The sequence below is a fragment of the Flavitalea sp. genome, from assembly GCF_035489435.1.
Classification (GTDB): domain Bacteria; phylum Bacteroidota; class Bacteroidia; order Chitinophagales; family Chitinophagaceae; genus DATHKG01.
On record NZ_DATHKG010000108.1, the window covers coordinates 18,578 to 36,075 of the forward strand.

At 42.1% G+C, this 17,498-nt stretch carries 16 protein-coding genes; 10 read left to right on the top strand and 6 right to left on the bottom strand.

The features are described from left to right. Positions 1-7 precede the first annotated feature (7 nt). The gene (locus VK664_RS17675; protein WP_461400016.1) at positions 8-1,231 is read left to right on the top strand and encodes an FtsX-like permease family protein; all 1,224 of its coding nucleotides are present in this window, start codon (positions 8-10) and stop codon (positions 1,229-1,231) included. A gap of 13 nt (positions 1,232-1,244) precedes the next feature. Here the strand turns inward: VK664_RS17675 and VK664_RS17680 are convergent, their stop codons facing one another. Together VK664_RS17680 and VK664_RS17685 are read right to left on the bottom strand one after the other, a co-directional pair. After that, complete coding sequence (locus VK664_RS17680) at positions 1,245-2,078, bottom strand: FkbM family methyltransferase (RefSeq protein ID WP_461400017.1); 834 nt, start codon at positions 2,076-2,078, stop codon at positions 1,245-1,247. 61 nt (positions 2,079-2,139) lie between these two features. Further along, positions 2,140-2,976, bottom strand: coding sequence for a transketolase (locus tag VK664_RS17685; protein ID WP_461400018.1), 837 nt, complete (start codon positions 2,974-2,976; stop codon positions 2,140-2,142). Positions 2,977-3,201: 225 nt separating this feature from the next. Here VK664_RS17685 and VK664_RS17690 point away from each other — a divergent pair, with 225 nt between their 5' ends. The 6 genes from VK664_RS17690 to VK664_RS17715 all read left to right on the top strand — a co-directional run bounded on the left by VK664_RS17690 (position 3,202) and on the right by VK664_RS17715 (position 8,848). After that, positions 3,202-4,335, top strand: a complete 1,134-nt coding sequence (locus tag VK664_RS17690) for an MraY family glycosyltransferase (protein WP_461400019.1) — start codon at positions 3,202-3,204, stop codon at positions 4,333-4,335. A 125-nt stretch (positions 4,336-4,460) separates the two neighbouring features. Then, the gene (frr, locus tag VK664_RS17695) at positions 4,461-5,024 is read left to right on the top strand and encodes a ribosome recycling factor (RefSeq protein ID WP_461400020.1); all 564 of its coding nucleotides are present in this window, start codon (positions 4,461-4,463) and stop codon (positions 5,022-5,024) included. 165 nt (positions 5,025-5,189) lie between these two features. Continuing rightward, positions 5,190-5,942 (top strand): PPK2 family polyphosphate kinase, encoded by a 753-nt coding sequence (locus tag VK664_RS17700; protein WP_461400021.1) that lies wholly within the window; start codon positions 5,190-5,192, stop codon positions 5,940-5,942. A 269-nt stretch (positions 5,943-6,211) separates the two neighbouring features. Beyond that, positions 6,212-6,586: a large conductance mechanosensitive channel protein MscL gene (mscL, locus tag VK664_RS17705; RefSeq protein ID WP_461400022.1), complete on the top strand. Its 375-nt coding sequence runs from the start codon at positions 6,212-6,214 to the stop codon at positions 6,584-6,586. Between the two features lie 285 nt (positions 6,587-6,871). Continuing rightward, entirely contained in the window at positions 6,872-7,924 is a 1,053-nt protein-coding gene (locus tag VK664_RS17710) for a DUF3078 domain-containing protein (RefSeq protein ID WP_461400023.1), read from the top strand. A 144-nt stretch (positions 7,925-8,068) separates the two neighbouring features. Continuing rightward, entirely contained in the window at positions 8,069-8,848 is a 780-nt protein-coding gene (locus tag VK664_RS17715; RefSeq protein WP_461400024.1) for a segregation and condensation protein A, read from the top strand. Positions 8,849-8,905: 57 nt separating this feature from the next. On the opposite strand, the gene dxs is transcribed toward VK664_RS17715, so the two are convergent. Continuing rightward, positions 8,906-10,834 (bottom strand): 1-deoxy-D-xylulose-5-phosphate synthase, encoded by a 1,929-nt coding sequence (dxs, locus tag VK664_RS17720; RefSeq protein ID WP_461400025.1) that lies wholly within the window; start codon positions 10,832-10,834, stop codon positions 8,906-8,908. 235 nt (positions 10,835-11,069) lie between these two features. Here dxs and VK664_RS17725 point away from each other — a divergent pair, with 235 nt between their 5' ends. From VK664_RS17725 to VK664_RS17735, 3 genes are read left to right on the top strand one after another with little or no spacing between them, the layout of a single operon-like run. Beyond that, a complete protein-coding gene (locus VK664_RS17725) occupies positions 11,070-12,155 on the top strand; it encodes a sensor histidine kinase (protein WP_461400026.1) in 1,086 nt (361 codons plus the stop codon). Next, a complete protein-coding gene (locus VK664_RS17730; RefSeq protein ID WP_461400027.1) occupies positions 12,133-12,870 on the top strand; it encodes a LytR/AlgR family response regulator transcription factor in 738 nt (245 codons plus the stop codon). Before VK664_RS17725 ends, VK664_RS17730 begins: the two co-directional genes overlap by 23 nt. A 6-nt stretch (positions 12,871-12,876) precedes the next feature. Further along, complete coding sequence (locus tag VK664_RS17735) at positions 12,877-14,157, top strand: M28 family peptidase (protein ID WP_461400028.1); 1,281 nt, start codon at positions 12,877-12,879, stop codon at positions 14,155-14,157. 142 nt (positions 14,158-14,299) lie between these two features. On the opposite strand, the gene argH is transcribed toward VK664_RS17735, so the two are convergent. Genes argH through argB form a run of 3 tightly spaced genes read right to left on the bottom strand, consistent with a single transcriptional unit; the run spans position 14,300 to position 17,446 of the window. Next, positions 14,300-15,598: an argininosuccinate lyase gene (gene argH / locus VK664_RS17740; RefSeq protein ID WP_461400029.1), complete on the bottom strand. Its 1,299-nt coding sequence runs from the start codon at positions 15,596-15,598 to the stop codon at positions 14,300-14,302. Beyond that, the gene (locus VK664_RS17745; protein ID WP_461400030.1) at positions 15,595-16,668 is read right to left on the bottom strand and encodes a M20 family metallo-hydrolase; all 1,074 of its coding nucleotides are present in this window, start codon (positions 16,666-16,668) and stop codon (positions 15,595-15,597) included. The genes argH and VK664_RS17745 overlap by 4 nt, the downstream gene beginning before the upstream one ends. Then, positions 16,658-17,446, bottom strand: coding sequence for an acetylglutamate kinase (argB, locus tag VK664_RS17750; RefSeq protein WP_461400031.1), 789 nt, complete (start codon positions 17,444-17,446; stop codon positions 16,658-16,660). The genes VK664_RS17745 and argB overlap by 11 nt, the downstream gene beginning before the upstream one ends. Positions 17,447-17,498 lie beyond the last annotated feature (52 nt).

The window sequence follows — 17,498 nt, forward strand, 5'->3', positions numbered from 1 at the left end:
GTTCATTATGAATCTACTGTTCGCCTGGCGTTATTTTAAAGCTAAAAAGTCCACAAATGCTATTAATATCATTGCCTGGGTGAGTGCCCTGGCAATAGTAGTTATTACCGCTTCCTTTATTATAGTGTTAAGTGTTTTCAATGGCTTCGAAGGCCTTGTCAAATCTCTTTATTCTACTTTTTATACAGATATACGTATTTCGCCTGCCAAAGGAAAATTTATGCAGGTCACAGCCCGGCAACTTGAACAACTAAAGGCGAACAACGAAATCAAAGATTATTCACTGACTGTAGAAGAAAAAACGCTTATTCGCAATGGTGAGAATCAGATTCCCTTGTATCTGAAAGGGGTAGACGAAAATTACAGCAACGTATCCGATGTAAGTAAAAAACTGATCAGGGGTAGCTTTGAACTGGGCACCGCTGAAGCACCTTCCGTTGTATTGGGCTCTGGAATTGAAAACGGGTTAGCTATCGAATCAGACAGAAGCCTTTACCCGGTTACAGCATATATGTTCAAGCGAGGGGTAAACATAAATGTAGTTGATCCGACGCAGGTGATGTCAGCCGAAAATATGAATCCCACCGGTTCTTTTTTTATCCAACAGGACCTGGATAATAAGTATGCAATAACAAATATCGATTTCATGCGCCGGATGTTGGGGATGAAAGAGAATGAAACGGGTAATATTGAGATCGCCCTGAAAAACCCTGGTGATGGTACTTCTGTGAAAAATTCTTTAAGCAAAATATTCGGACCCACTTACCTGATTGAATCAAGGTATGAACAAAATAAAAGCCTGTATAGTGTAATGAATCTCGAGAAATGGGCGATATACGGTATACTTACCCTGATGTTGATAGTTGCAGCGTTTACAATGATTGGTGCCTTAACAATGCTTGTACTTGAAAAACAGAAAGACATCCAGGTATTGAAAGCCATGGGTGCAACCAATAAACGTATTCAGGGTATATTTTTCCAGGAAGGTTTGTTGCTTGCAGGTATTGGTGCATTTACCGGTTTCATACTCGCGGTTATCATTTGCTGGGCACAGGTAAAATATAAGTTGGTGCCGATAGAAGGTGGCACCTTCCTGATCGACTATTACCCGGTTACTTTAAAAGCCGGAGACTTCATACTCGTATTGATTACGGTATTCCTTGTTGCTGGTATTGCTGCCTGGTATCCATCAAGAAAGGCAGCGGCTCAGCCTATTGAGCTTAAGAGTTGAGTTTTTGGATCTGTTAGTTTTTCTTAGGTGTTGCGTAGAAGTTGAAGTTTTTCCACCGCATCATGTCATCTTTCGTAAGCGGTATTACAGCTGCGTTCTCGTCGAAGTCTTCAAAGAAGAAAAGATCATAGCCTTTTAGAGCTATGCTATCAAACAACGCATCCCTTTCTGGTTTTGACATCTTCGTGAAACATTCTGAAATCACTACTGGTTTGTATTTCTCTATCAAAGAATGAATAGAAATGATGATTTCTTTATCATAACCTTCAGCATCAATCTTAATGAAAGATAATTTTGGTAACCAATGTGGAAGCTGACTCTTTAGATAATCTTCGAGAACTATCCCTTTTATCTTTGTGCTTAACGAATATGCTCCATGTATCTTGCTTGGCTCACTGGTGATGCCGCCATTACTGAATGATGCTTCGGATGAGGTATAATAAAACTCTCCCTCCTTTTCAGTGATCGCATATGGAAGAGGAATGATATTGGTTTTATCCTTGTTAAGATTCGCATTTGCTTCAAGTACCTTAAATACATGCGGGTTGGGATCAAAACCAAGCGTAACACCTTCTTTACCCGCAGCAATTGCCATTGGAACTGTTGTGTCCCCGATATTGGTACCGATATCTATTGCCATAGACCCGGCAGGAATAAATCTTTTGAAGAAGTTGACCTCGGACTGAGTTATTGACTTCGGTTTCATCAGCGGGTTTTCCCAGTTTGCAAACTGGATCTTTCCGTCAGCAGCCAGAAAAAAATCATTGACAACTGTTGGATATTCACCAAAAATCCTTCTCGCTTTTCTTTTGAGGAACTTTCGCTTAAAATATTCTACCAATCCCATAGATATCGAATTTGTGGTGAGCTTTAGTTTTTGATCAACTTACCTGGTACCTGATCCTTTATTAATAGTCTCCAAGCGTTTCAGGCAACTGACTCAGCGCCTTTGCCAGTTGTTCGTCATTTGGAGCTATACCGTGCCATTCGTGGCTTCCCTGCATGAAATCAACTCCACTACCCATGGCTGTGCGCATCACGAGAACGATAGGCTTGCCTTTTCCCGCAAATGTCTTTGCTTTTTCCAGGGCAATAACCACTGCGTCCACATCATTTCCATTATCAAGTTGAAGTACTTCCCAGCCAAAAGCCTCAAACTTTGCGGGGATATCTCCCATATCAAGAACCTTAGAGGTAGGACCATCAATCTGCTGGCCATTCCAGTCTATCGTAGCTATGAGATTATCTACTTTATTTGCTGATGCGAACATGATAGCTTCCCAGTTCTGACCTTCATTCAATTCACCATCTCCATGCAATGAATAAACCAGGTGTTTGTCACCGTTGATTTTTTTTGCAAGCGCGGCTCCAATGGCAACGCTCATACCCTGGCCCAAAGAACCGCTGGCTATCCGTACACCTGGTAAATGCTCATGTGTAGCGGGATGCCCCTGCAATCTTGAATTAAGTTTTCTGAAAGTTGCCAGTTCTTTTACGTCAAAATATCCCGAACGGGCAAGAACACTATAGAAAACGGGAGAAATATGCCCGTTTGAGAGGAAAAACACATCCTCATTGGTGGCGTCCATGTTAAATTCGGGCTTATGATGCATTATCTTGAAGTACAAAGCAGTCAAAAAATCAGCACAACCCAGAGAACCTCCAGGGTGGCCACTGGCAGAACCATGGACCATTCTTACTATATCTCTTCGAACCTGGCTGGCAATTTCTTTTAATTCTGGCATGACATTTTATATATATGGTCGCAAAACTAAAGGAAATCTGGTTGTTCACGCTCAAACTTTAAAGATTATCAAAATACATTATGATAGTCTTTAATGCGACAAGAAAGCGTGTTTTGAAAAGAGGATATTCGGGAAACAAATATTAATTTGCAGCCCGGTGAAGTCAGGGGCTATGGAGCCAAACGTAGAACAGAGGTGTGAATTTTACCATTCAAAAGCAGGCTAATGTTTGATGTTTTATTATCTATAGCTATCTCATTCTCAATAACTTTTCTTTCTATACCCGCTATTATAACAGTTTCCGAGAGGAAAAAACTGTTTGATATCCCGGATGAAAGGAAAATTCATCAGTCACCAATTCCCTCGCTTGGTGGCCTTGGCATTTTCGCAGGCTTTATCCTGGCCTGCCTTATTACCCTTCGTTTCCAGGTTGCGGGTGAATTTCAGTACTTCTTTGCCGCAGCCTTCGTGATCTTTTTCCTTGGTATTAAGGATGATATCCTGATTATTTCACCTATTAAGAAATTTATCGGGCAGGTACTTGCAACCTTCCTTATCATATATAAGGGTGGTGTTCAGATTAAAAGCATGCATGGCTTCCTGGGTATTTATGAACTACCGGACATGTTTAGCCTACTGCTGACCTATTTTACTATCATTGTTATCATAAATAGTTTTAACCTGATTGATGGTATTGACGGTTTGGCCGGTAGCCTGGGTCTGATGGCATCCACCATTTTCGGCTTCTATTTTTTAAAGCTCGATCTGTACTCTTATTCAATATTATCGTTTGCTACTGCTGGTAGCGTTGCTGCGTTCCTGATCTTTAATTTTCAGCCTGCTAAGATATTTATGGGCGACACGGGTTCGATGTTGATTGGCCTGATCAATGCTATCCTGGTCGTTAAATTTATTAATATAGCGGATCTCGCAGAAACGGCTTTCCCTATTGTGGCTGCCCCGGCTATCGGGTTTGCAATTTTGATGGTTCCTTTGCTTGATACTCTTCGTGTTTTCGCCATCCGCATTGTCAACAGGCGCTCACCCTTTAGCCCGGACAGGAACCATGTTCATCACCTGCTGCTTGATAAAGGCTTATCTCACCGTTTTATTACTATCACCCTTGTGTCGATAAATTTTACGTTTATTGTCGCCAGTTATTTTTGCCGGAGCCTGGGTTGTACCTGGTTAATATTTTATACTGTTATACTGTTTTTTGCAGGGATTGCGGCACTGTACTATACCCGTCGCAAACCAAGACTCTTTGTTGCCAAAGCTATGCAGGAGTCACTTTCCGAACAGGCAAGCACCAAGATTGTACCTCTTACAAAAGACACTATCCTCGAACACAAAAATTAGCTCAGCGATTCTGTGGCACAAAGATGGCCGCAGTCACTTGTCAGAACATTCATCAGACTTATCAGGCAGAATTGAATGTTTGAGCTTGATTTTTTTTTAGGTTTGCATCCAATTAAACAATGAATATGTCAGAAGAGCTTAGTATGATCACCGAAGAGGCACATGAAGGGATGGAAAAAGCGATCACCCATCTTGAGTCAGAACTGATAAAAGTAAGGGCGGGCAAGGCAAACCCAAACCTCGTCGAAGGACTTGTTGTTGATTATTATGGTACTCCGACACCGGTGAACCAGGTAGGAAATGTTTCAGTGGCAGATGTTCGCACGCTCACCATTCAGCCCTGGGAAAAAAATATGTTGCAGCCGATAGAACGTGCCATCATTGCTGCCAACCTTGGGGTTACTCCTCAGAACGATGGCGTAATCATCAGGCTGTTTATGCCACCACTGACGGAAGAGCGCAGACGCGAGTTGGTAAAAAGGGCAAATGCTGAAGGCGAGAGCTCAAAGGTTGCGATTCGTAATATACGCCGCGATGCCATTGAACAAGTTAGAAAGCTTCAAAAAAATGGCCTGAGCGAAGACATTTGCAAGGACGCAGAAAAAGAAATCCAGGATCTTACAGACAAATATATCAACCTGGTGGATAAACATTTTGCCGCCAAAGAAAAAGAGATCATGACTGTCTGACAAGGCTGTCTGGCAACATTATCTGACAACATTGTCTGACACATGACTTCTGACAGATGTTGAGTATTCAATATCTTTTATTATTGAATATATCATATCTGATACTGCTATGCTGAAGGTAGTTGCGTCTGCGGCCACAATATTCTGTATATAATATCAACCTGCATGGATAAGATAAAACTCTCCAAAATAAGTACAAGGGCACCCAAAGAATTTGAAAAAGAAAAAACAAAAGCGATTACGGCAGCTATGCTTAGAGAGCTGAACGACTTGCAAAATCTGCTTTATGCTGAATCGAAACATTCACTCCTGGTAATATTGCAAGGAATGGATGCGAGCGGAAAAGATGGTGTTATCAGAAATGTGTTCGGTGCCTTCAATCCACAGGGTGTTTTGGTCCATTCATTTAAGGTTCCAACAGAAGAAGAACTTTCACATGATTTTTTATGGCGCATTCACAAATCAGCACCTGCAAAGGGGATGATCCAGGTTTTTAACCGGTCACATTATGAAGATATATTGGTAACACGGGTTCACAATTGGTGCGATGATGACCTGGCTAAAAAAAGGATGAATGCCATCAATAAATTTGAAGAACTTATCACTGAACATAATAATACCACGATACTTAAATTTTACCTGCATGTATCAGCCGAAGAGCAGGCGGGCAGGCTGGAGGAACGGATGAGCATCCCGTCAAAACAATGGAAGTTCAATGAAGGTGATTTCGCAGAAGCAAAGTTGCGCGATAAATATATTGAAATGTATGAAGATGCTTTTGAGCACTGCAACGAAGTGCCCTGGACTATTGTACCGGCCGATCAGAACTGGTATAAGGAGCATCTTATCGCAAGCATAATTTTGGATACCCTGAAGGGTTTCAGGATGCAATACCCACCAATGCAAAAATCTAAATAGCTGGTTAGCGAGTTTACCTTAATTGATTAACGGGCAGCTATAACCGGGAAATATCCACCCCGATACTAAACAAGAATGTCTGAGCCAGTGGAATGAGGCTTTATAAAATAAAGGATACTTTATAATACTGATGCTTATAATACAAATGCTTTATAATCCAGATGCATTATAATATAAAGGAGTGCAACTTTTTAACAATTGCTTTGTTGACATCCCCGAAATCAGTTAAATTACTGAGGCATTGATCGTTAACCATTAAAAATTGTTCCATGGGTTTTTTAAAAGAATTCAAGACGTTCGCAATGAAAGGCAACGTTGTAGATCTCGCTATAGGTGTGATAATTGGCGCCGCTTTCAGCAAGATTGTTAACTCTCTTATTGAAGACGTGATCACACCGCTGCTTCTGAAACCTATATTAGAGCGTGCCAACCTAACGGAACTGGATAAGCTAAGGATTTTTGGAACAGTAAAAATTGGAGTTTTCCTTTCTGCTTGTATCAACTTCATTATTGTTGCTCTTATACTTTTCCTGATCATCAGGGCCATGAACCGCTTTAACAAAAAGGAGGAAGTCGCTCCTGCAGGACCAAGTTCAACTGACAAACTGCTTATGGAGATACGCGACGAACTCAAAAAGCCATAGACTTTAAGTCAATATTTATCATTCCCCATTTCTGCTACAATGCTTGCGCGATTACAGGTAAATCGCTACTACTGGTAAATCACTACTACAGGTAAATCGCTATTACAGGTATAGATGGTTTTGCCGGAAATCGTATCGATTGACTGTTCAATAGCAACAGTAAGTTATTAAATCATTAGGCTGTTTCACTGCAGTAAACTTTGAAGCATTGGTATGGCTTTTGCCCTTCAGGCGATTGCCTGTTTATAAATCACAACTTAGATTTTTCACGTAAAATCTTATAATATGAAGCATTTATTCTTATCATTTTATTTTTTATTTGTTTTCGTTACGATATCGTTAGCCCAGGATCCGACAATCAAAACAATTAAGGAAACGTCCGAGAAAAAAGGATTTACTGATGATACTACACATATCAAAGGCTGGAGAACCGGAGGTGTGTTCACATTGAATGCTGGTCAGGGATCCAGTAAAAACTGGGCAGCGGGTGCTGAGAAATTCTCACTTTCTCTTGCTGGTTACCTGAGTGTATATGCCCGTTATAAATCCGGCAGATTCAAATGGGAAAATACCCTTGACCTAGGCTATGCGATGATAAATACAACATCCAATGGGCTGCGGAAAACTGATGATAAAATTGACCTGTACTCTAAGGCCGGTCATGCCTTAAGTGAGCATTTCAGCCTTGCGGGCGTGGTAAATTTCCGGACTCAGTTTGCCCCGGGTTATGACTATGATTACCTGGGTAAAGACTATCAGAAGGCAACCTCGAATTTTATGGCCCCGGCATATCTTATCGTCGCCCCAGGTATTGATTACCACCCCGCGCCTTATTTTAATATTTTTGTTTCACCGGTATCCGCACGTTTCGTTATTGTCACTAACGAGCCTGGAAGTTATTTTTTCCCGAACGGTGTAATACCTGCTGCAGATGGTGGCGGTTTTGAACTTCCCCTGGCCGCTTTGTACGGGGTTAATCCACAAAGGAAAGTAAGAACCGAAGTGGGTGGCTTCGCTTCCATCACCTTCAACAAAGAGCTGTTTAAAAATGTGAGTTATAAGAGCCGTATGGATCTTTATTCCAATTATCTCGGAACAGAGCGCTTTACTGCTACAGGTCCCGGGCAGATCGACATCCAGGAAAATGCTGCTAAACCTCAGAATGTAGATGTATTCTGGACCAATCTGATTGTTATGAAAGTAAATAAGATACTGAATGTGACTTATAATTTCGACCTGATTTATGATGATGACGTCAGGCAGTTTGGAGATAAAAAGACTTCAGCCGCCATTCAATTGAGGTCGCTGCTGGCTGTCGGGCTATCGGTTAGTTTTTGATAAGAGCCGGTTAGTTTTTGATAAAAGCGCCACCGGAACGATAATTTATTCCACAATCACCCGTTAAAATTGTGAGTTACCTGTTTTTTATCCTGATCATAATTGGTGTAGGTTTGTCGTGAACGCTTACTAAATATCTCTGAATTGAATCAGTCATCATACCAGATCGTATTACCTCAGTTTGAGGGTCCTTTCGACCTCTTATTGTTTTTCATCGAGCGTGACGAGCTGGATATTTATAATATCCCAATCACTAAGATCATAAAAGACTTCCTGGATTATATTCATTCGCAGGAAAAGCTGAATATCGAGCTGTCAAGTGAATTCATCCTTTTTGTTTCTACCCTGATGCGGATAAAGGCAAAATTGTTGCTACCTCGCAAAGAGATTGATCCCCAGGGGAATGAAATTGATCCAAGGCAGGAATTGATCGACAAGATCATGGAATACAAACGTTTCAAGGAAGCTTCTGCAAAGATGGCGGAGATGGAAGCTATGCGTATGCTGATGGTCAGGAGGGGGAACACCCAGTCTGAACTTGCACTGATCGGCGAGGAAAGTGGCGAAGGCACCGAAATCCAGGCCATAACCCTGTTTAAGCTGATGAAAACCTTCGAAAAGGTGATCAAAAGATTGGAACAGCAAAAACTTAAGCCTGTACACACGGTAGTTAATTATAACTACACCATGCAAGGCAGCCGCCAACACATGATAGATGCTGTGAAAAGGGAAAAGGTAATGTCATTCGAAAAAATCTTCGAACCTTGCCAGGACAGGATACATGCGATTTTCCTTTTCCTCTCGATGCTCGAATTGGTCCAGGGAAAGTACATGACCATCATGATCGGCGAAGGCCGGAATAATTTCATTGTAGAGTTCAATGAAAACCGCGAAGAGGACGTGGTGACAACTGATGATATCTAAAGCGGTGATACTTGATCTTATCTAAATTTATCCTGTAAATATTTATCCTGATCCGGGTTATTGAAAAACACCCACCTTAAGTGAATCTTTCATCATCTCCCGAATGGCAAGAGCTATGCCTGCAGCATCAAAACCGCATTCAGCCTGTAATTGCTTAAGTGTACCGTGTTCAACGAGGCGATCAGGGATACCTAATATTTTTACATCAGCCTTGTAATTGTATAGGGCCATGAATTCCAGGATAGCCGATCCAAAACCACCGGTCACTGTTCCATCTTCAACAGTAACAACCTTCGTAAATTTCGAAAATATTTCATGAAGCATCTCTTCATCAAGAGGTTTTACAAATCGCATATCATAATGAGCAGGATTTAGTCCCTCGGTTCTCAGTTCCCTCAGCGCAGAACTAACAAAATTGCCCGGATGGCCAATTGAGAGAACAGCAATACCTGATCCATCTTTCAGTTTTCTCCCTTTACCTATCTGAATTTCCTCAAATGGTGTTTTCCATTCCGGCATTACACCTTCGCCCCTTGGATATCGGATCACAAAAGGGGAGTTATTTGATTCAAGCTGCGCTGTATACATCAGGTTCCGCAGTTCGCTTTCGTTCATCGGCGCACTTACGATCATATTTGGTATCGAGCGCATATAAGCGATATCATAAGCACCATGATGTGTGGGTCCATCTTCGCCAACCAGGCCGGCACGGTCGAGGCAGAAAATGACAGGCAGCTGTTGAATTGCGACATCATGTACAACCTGGTCAAAAGCCCTTTGCATAAATGAGGAATAAATATTGCAATAAACGCGCAGGCCCTGTGTGGCCATACCAGCGCTCACGGTAACTGCGTGTTGCTCGCAAATCCCTACATCAATTGCACGGTCAGGCATTTTATCCATCATAAATTTAAGAGATGAACCTGAAGGCATAGCTGGTGTTATTCCGAAAATCTTGTCGTTTTTTTCTGCCAGCTCTATGATGGTATGACCGAAAACATCCTGGTATTTTGGCGGTTGTGGGATGTCAAATTTCTTTTTGAAGATTTCCCCGGTTATTTTATCGAAAAGTCCCGGTGCGTGCCAAAGTGTTTGTTCCTTTTCTGCCAGGGCATATCCTTTACCTTTTACGGTAACAACATGGAGCAGTTTTGGGCCGGGAATATCCTTCAGATCTTTTAAGGTGTCAACCAGGTTGGTGATATTATGGCCGTCAATGGGGCCGAAATACCGGATTTGAAGTGCCTCGAACAGGTTACTGCTTTTATTGATAAAGCCTTTTATCGATTGTTCCAGTTTGCTGGCCATGCCACGGCTGAAATTCCCGCCAAGCGGCAGTTTGCCCAATGCTTTCCAGATATCGTCCTTAAACTTATTATAAGTTGGAGAAGTGGTTATGTCGGTTAAATACTCCTTGAGCGCGCCTACATTCTGATCAATGCTCATGCAATTGTCGTTCAGGATGATGAGCAGGTCCGTGTCAGCCACACCGGCATGATTCATTCCTTCAAAAGCAAGACCTGCAGTCATCGCCCCGTCGCCTATCACAGCAACAGCCTTGCGGTTCTCACCCTTATATTTGGCAGCGATGGCCATCCCGAGGGCGGCACTGATGGAAGTTGAAGAGTGACCTACGCCAAAAGTGTCATATTCTGATTCGGATCTTTTTGGGAAACCGCTGAGTCCGTTGTATTTACGATTTGTATAAAAATTGTCACGGCGACCTGTAAGGATCTTATGACCGTAAGCCTGGTGACCCACATCCCAAACAAGCTGATCGGTTGGGGTATCAAGGATATAATGAAGTGCAACAGTAAGTTCAATAACTCCCAGGCTGGCCCCGAAATGACCGCCATGAACACTAACAACATCAATAATATACTGCCTTAGTTCGTCGCAAAGCTGGATAAGCTGTTCTTTGCTGAGTTTTCGCAGGTCCGCCGGTGAGTTCACCGTTTGAAGCAAAGCCCCGGGATTGATGTTCATTCTTTGATTTTATAAGACAAAAATACTGTTTTTATACCTTTTGACACAAAAGCTATATCTTAGGATTACAACCCCAAATGGCTGTTCTTCGCAGTAGAACGTTGATTTTTAAGAAAATAGTATATTTTGACTCTGCGGCACCGGCCATACACTCTAAACCTGACAGTCATTTTATGCCACATATAACATTTAACCCAAGGGCTCTTGGCGTAAACCCTAGTTTTGTAGGATAACTATGAGCGTTCTCAAAAAAATATCCAATTACTGGCTTTGCCAGATTCTGGGTTGGGCAGGTCTTGCAGGCCTATCAGCCCTCTTATATGTTTTCATCTTCAAAGAAGAAATCAATTTAGACAGGATTGAAAAGATCCTCGTGATGATCGGTGGTGGAATACTGAGTACCCACCTGCTACGGGAATACATCAAGAGGAAAAAATGGATGCTTCTGCCTAATGAGCAGATCTTTTCAAGACTGGTATTTGCCATCCTCATTACCTGCGTTATTAATAGTTTGGTTGTGATGGCGGGGATAGAAATTTTCAACCTTACTACTGAAAACAGGCTTGATATAACAACCCGTTTTATCGCAAACATATTAAGCAGTGGATTTCTTGTAATACCCTGGGTGCTCATTTATTATTTCTATCATTATATCGAAACCAACCGACGCCAGCAACTCGATACCCTGAAGCTGGAGGCGTTAGTCAAGGAACTGGAGCTGAAGACCATTAAGTCTCATATCAATCCGCATTTTATCTTTAATGCATTAAACAGTATCAGGGCACTGATTGATGAAAATCCGGGCCGCGCCAGAAATGCAATAACCGAACTGAGTAATATTCTGCGTAGTTCTATGCAGGCTGAAAAACTGGAAACAGTGCCTTTCGAAAAAGAACTCAATATTGTAAAAGACTATCTCGCTCTTGAACATATCAGGTTTGAAGACCGGCTGCAGATAGAGTATGAGATTGATGAAGATACACTTGATCAGCCTATCCCCCCGATGATGTTGCAAACGCTGGTCGAAAACGCTATTAAACACGGAATTGGTAAACAGATAAACGGCGGAATCGTAAAGGTGATTTCGGAATTCCGTGACGAATTCCATGAACTGATTATACAGAACACCGGCCATCTTAACGGCTATGGTAATGCGGGCGACGGATTCGGGCTTTCCAGTACAAAAAACAGGCTACATCTTTTGTTTGGAGAAAAAGCTAATTTTGCTATCCGCCAGGTTAATTCGGAACTGGTGGAAGTTCGAGTATTGATTCCCGTTGCAAAAAATAGTTACAGGTATGATCAGAGCTATAATAATTGATGACGAAAGATTAGCAAGAAACGAGTTAAGAAAATTATTGCTGGACTTCCCGGAAATCGAGGTCGTTGCTGAAGCCGCGAATGCCGGTGAGGGTATCGAGCGTATAGAAAACATGAATCCTGAACTCATTTTTCTCGACATCCAGATGCCGGGAAAAACTGGATTCGATATGTTGTCTGAACTGGACCGGATACCAAATGTAATCTTTACCACGGCTTATGATGAATATGCACTGAAAGCGTTTGAAGTAAATGCATTGGATTATCTTCTGAAACCGGTTGAACCCAAAAGACTTGCCGACGCTATTCAGAAGCTCCATATGCAGGATGAAAAGGAGAATGGTTCAATGCCAATGAACCCGAACGTGAACCGTTCTATCCTCAGTGAACACGACCAGGTGTTTGTGAAAGATGGAGAACGCTGCTGGTTCGTTAAACTGTCTGAAATCCGGTTATTCGAAAGCGTTGGTAACTATGCCAAGGTTTATTTTGGTCCAAACAAGCCACTGATATTGAAGTCGCTTAATTCACTCGAAGAAAGGCTTGATGAGAAAACATTTTTCAGGGCTAACCGAAAACACATCATTAATCTTCGTTTGATTGAAAAGATTGAACCTTATTTCAACGGAGGTCTGCTGCTTGAGCTAAAAGGGGGAGAAAAGATTGAAGTTAGCCGCCGCCAGACAGTTAAGTTTAAAGAGATGATGAGTTTATAAACAAACATGAGAAAATATTTATTTACTGTTGTTAGTGCGCTGAGCCTGGCAACGATAACGAACGCGCAGCAGATAGATAAGATAATCAACGCCAAAGCTGTTGAACAGATAGAAAGAAAATTATCTTCAGATGAAATGCAGGGCAGAAAAACATTTACTCCCGGTATCGACAAGGCTGCTGAATACATAGCTGAAGAGTTTCGTAAATCCGGTATTCAACCGGTAAAGGGTTCTTATCTACAGGAGTTTTCTGTGCCACAAACAGAGTTTATTATCTCAGGCACAGTAGACGGATCACCTGTTAACCCGAACAATGTTGCTTTTTTATCGGCCCGCGAAACTTACACGCTGACCAATGATTCAACTATTGAGAAAATCACGATCAAGGCAACTGATACCCCGCAGGTGGTGTTCCGCCGATTGCAACAATCAACAGGTAATTATTTAATACTGGTGGATACTGCACATGCCCAGGTTTTCATTAGCATCCGCCAGGCGAGGAGAATAAATCCTGCCATGAAATCTAATCTTGTTTTTCTTTTAGGTTCAACACAGCCCTCAACGTTTGCACTGACGCTTAACAAAAAAACGGAACAGATGCCCCTGAAAAACGTGGTGGGCATGATACCCGGCAAATCAAAACCAGACGAAATCGTAATTTTTTCGGCTCATTACGATCATCTCGGTATCGGTCCAGCTGATGCAAACGGCGATTCTATTTACAATGGTGCAAACGACGACGCGGCTGGTACAACTGCGGTGATCATGCTTGCAAACTATTTTGCAAAGAAAAAAGATAACGCAAGAACTATAGTATTTGCAGCATTTACAGGTGAAGAAGTCGGCGGCTTCGGCGCAAGACATTTTTCAGGCCAATTCGATTCATCAAAGGTGATGGCTATGTTTAATATAGAAATGATTGGAACCGACAGCAAATGGGGAAAAAACTCAGCCTATATAACGGGCTATGAAAAAACTGATCTTGGTAAGATCCTCGAAAAAAATCTGGCTGGTACTGCCTTCAAATTTTATCCTGATCCTTATCCCGAACAGCAACTTTTTTATCGTTCCGATAATGCCACCCTCGCGCGCCAGGGGGTAGCGGCACACACTATTTCTACCTCAAAGATGGACTCCGAAAAATTTTATCATACAAAGGATGATGAAATCGAAACCCTTGATATGAACAACATGGCTGAGATCATCAAGGCCATAGCGCTCAGCTCAACCAGCATCATCGCAGGTAAAGACACGCCAACAAGGGTAGACACGAAACAACTGAGATAGGCTTTATATAGTGATGAGTTATGAGTGAGTTATGAGTTGAGAATTATGAGTGAAATACTTTGCACAACATTCATAATTAAAAGCTTCATAACCCACTTTCAACTAAACATCTCATAACTCACTCATAACTCATAACTCATAACTAAAACTTGTTTAGGGTTTTCTCCATTTCGTTTCGAATCTTGTCATTCGAGAGATTACCAAGGCTTCCTTCGTGGGTGTGGTGAAGTTGTTGTTTGTAGTCGAAATTGAAATTGCCACTGTCTATCTGGTTGCCTATTTCTTTGTAGGCATCGCGGAATGAAATGCCTTTATTTACCAGTTCGTTTACTGCTTCTACACTAAATAAGTAACGATACTTTTCATCGTCCAGTATATGATCTTTGACAGTGATGTTTGAAAGCATCAGCTGGATAATTTCCAGGCAGGATTTCAATTCTTCAATCGCAGGAAAGAGTATTTCTTTTGTAAGCTGCATATCACGATGATAACCGGAAGGCAGGTTATTGATCAATAGGGTCAATTCGTTGGGAGTTGACTGTATCCGGTTGCATTTTGCCCTGATCAATTCAAAAACATCCGGATTTTTTTTATGCGGCATAATGCTACTGCCGGTTGTTAGCTCCGGGGGAAACGAAATAAAACCGAAATTCTGATTAATATAAAGACAGGCATCCATTGAAAGTTTGCTCAATGTAGCAGCAATGGAGGCAATACCTGTGGCAACAATTTTTTCGGTTTTGCCACGGCTCATCTGGGCATAAACCGAATTATAATTCATGGCTCCAAAATTCAGTAGCTCAGTTGTCATGGTCCTGTTCAGAGGGAAAGACGAACCATAGCCCGCACCGCTTCCGAGCGGATTTTTATTAGCCACAGCATATGCTGCGGCAAGCATTTCCGTATCATCAACCAGGCTCTCGGCATAAGCGCCGAACCATAGGCCAAAAGATGAAGGCATAGCAATTTGCAAATGCGTATAACCCGGCAATAATTTGTCTTTAAACTTTTCGCTCTGATCAATAAGTAAGTTGAACAAAGACTTGGTGGCCTCCGTGATCTTAAGTATTTCTGACCTGAGATATAATTTGATCGCAACAGCAACCTGGTCATTCCTGCTTCGGCCGCTATGAATCTGTTTACCAGCCTCGCCAATATTTTTCGTGAGTAAAAATTCTATCTGCGAATGAACATCTTCAACACCATCTTCAATAACAAAACCACCTGACCTGATAATTGCAAGAATGTCTTCAAGCCCTTTAACAGCGGTCTCTGCGTCTTCTTTTTTCATCAACCCAACCTGGCCAAGCATCTTTACATGAGCAATGGAACCGAGTGCATCGTGTTCAGCCAGCAGGATGTCAAATTCCTTGTCCCTGCCAACTGTGAACCTTTCTATAAGTTCGGATGTGTTGGTTTTCTCTTTACTCCATAATTTCATATCAGCTCATTTAAAAATTGAATGTACAGTTCGATGCCATTGTTAACCTCTTCGATAAATATGTACTCATCAGCTGTATGGCTACGGGCTGAATCACCTGGACCCATCTTCAAGGTATTGAAAGGCATTAGCGCTTTGTCAGAAGTGGTGGGAGATCCGTAATAATCGCGACCAAGTTTGATACCAGCCTTTACAATCGGATGGTCAAGCGAAATATATGAAGAACGCATCCTTAAACTTCTTGGTGTTACCACGCAACTGGTATGAGATTTTATAACGCCAAGCACTTCTTCAAAACTATAAAGCTCATTCACTCTCACATCGACCACAAAATGACAGCTGGAAGGCACCACATTGTGAGCTTTATTTTCTGTTTCGATTACTGTTACACTCATCTTTACGGGTCCGAGAAGTTCCGAGTTTTTTGGATACTTGTAAGTGCTGAACCACTGCATATCTTTCAGGGTCTTGTAAATTGCATTCTCACCTTCTTCACGTGCAGCATGGCCTGCTTTTCCTTCGGCATAAACATCAAGTACCAGCAGACCTTTCTCCGCAATCGCCATATGCATTTGTGTGGGTTCGCCAACAATACCGAAGCTGATTGGTCCAAGGTCTTTCAACAGCAATTCAATTCCATTAAACCCACTGATCTCCTCTTCAGCACTGGCAGCAAGCACCAGGTTAAAAGGCAAATCTTCACGATGATAAAAATACAGGAACGTTGCTATCAGCGAAACAAGACAGCCCCCGGCATCATTAGATCCAAGCCCAAAAAGTTTTCCGTCTTTTACAACCGGTGTAAAAGGATCCAGTGTATAAGCTTTGTTGGGTTTTACCGTGTCATGATGAGAGTTGAGTAAAACCGAAGGTTTTAATTCATCATAATGCTTGTTAAAAGCGTAAACATTATTTTGGATCCGGTAATGAATCACATCGCGTTCTCCGAGAAACCGGCATAGGATTCCCGCCGTCTGATCTTCCTCTTTACTAAATGAAGGAGTCGCAATAAGCTCTTTGAGCAAGTTTATTGCGTCTGCCTGTAATATGTCGATTCGGTCATGCTGCATCCGTAATGGTTGTACCGGCGGCGCCGGTTATTAGTTCGGCAAGTTGTTCTCCTTTGCCAATAATTACCCTGCTCACACCACTCCGGATTGCCTCAAATGCGTTATCGAGTTTGGGTATCATTCCTGCAAAAATGATCTGTTTTTCTTTCAACGACTGGTAGGTATCCGGATCTATCCTTTTTATTACTGTGTTATCATCATTTGCATCCTCAAGCACTCCGGCTTTTTCGAATGAATAGATCAGATGAACTTCATAGTTTTTACTCAGACCACGGGCCAGTTCCTGGGCAATGGTATCTGCGTTTGTATTTAAGAGCTGTCCCTTATTGTCGTGTGTTATAGGTGCGAAAACCAGGTCAAGCCCTTGTTCCAGTAAACCCGAAATCATCTTTGAATTGATATTGTCAACATCACCGGCAAAACCATAGTCAAGCGCGGCGTGTTTCCTCTTATGAGCGGTGATAGCATTGCCATCGGCGCCGGTAAGGCCGATTGCATCTGATCCTTTTGATTGCAATTGCGCTACGATATTTTTATTGATCAGACCGGCATAAACCATGGTTACGATCCTGAGTGTTGCAGCATCAGTAATCCGCCGGCCATCTACCAGTTGTTGTGGCACATTGAGATCCTTTGCAAGCCGGGTAGCAACTTTGCCTCCGCCATGTACAAGAATCTTTTTGCCAGCCACACCAGCAAACAAATCAAGAAAAGCCGAAAGAGCTATCTCATCGTCCACAATATTTCCACCAATTTTTATAACAAACAACTTGTTCATGAACTCTTATTATCATTACTGTATTTCGCACATCAATCCTCCCACATTAACC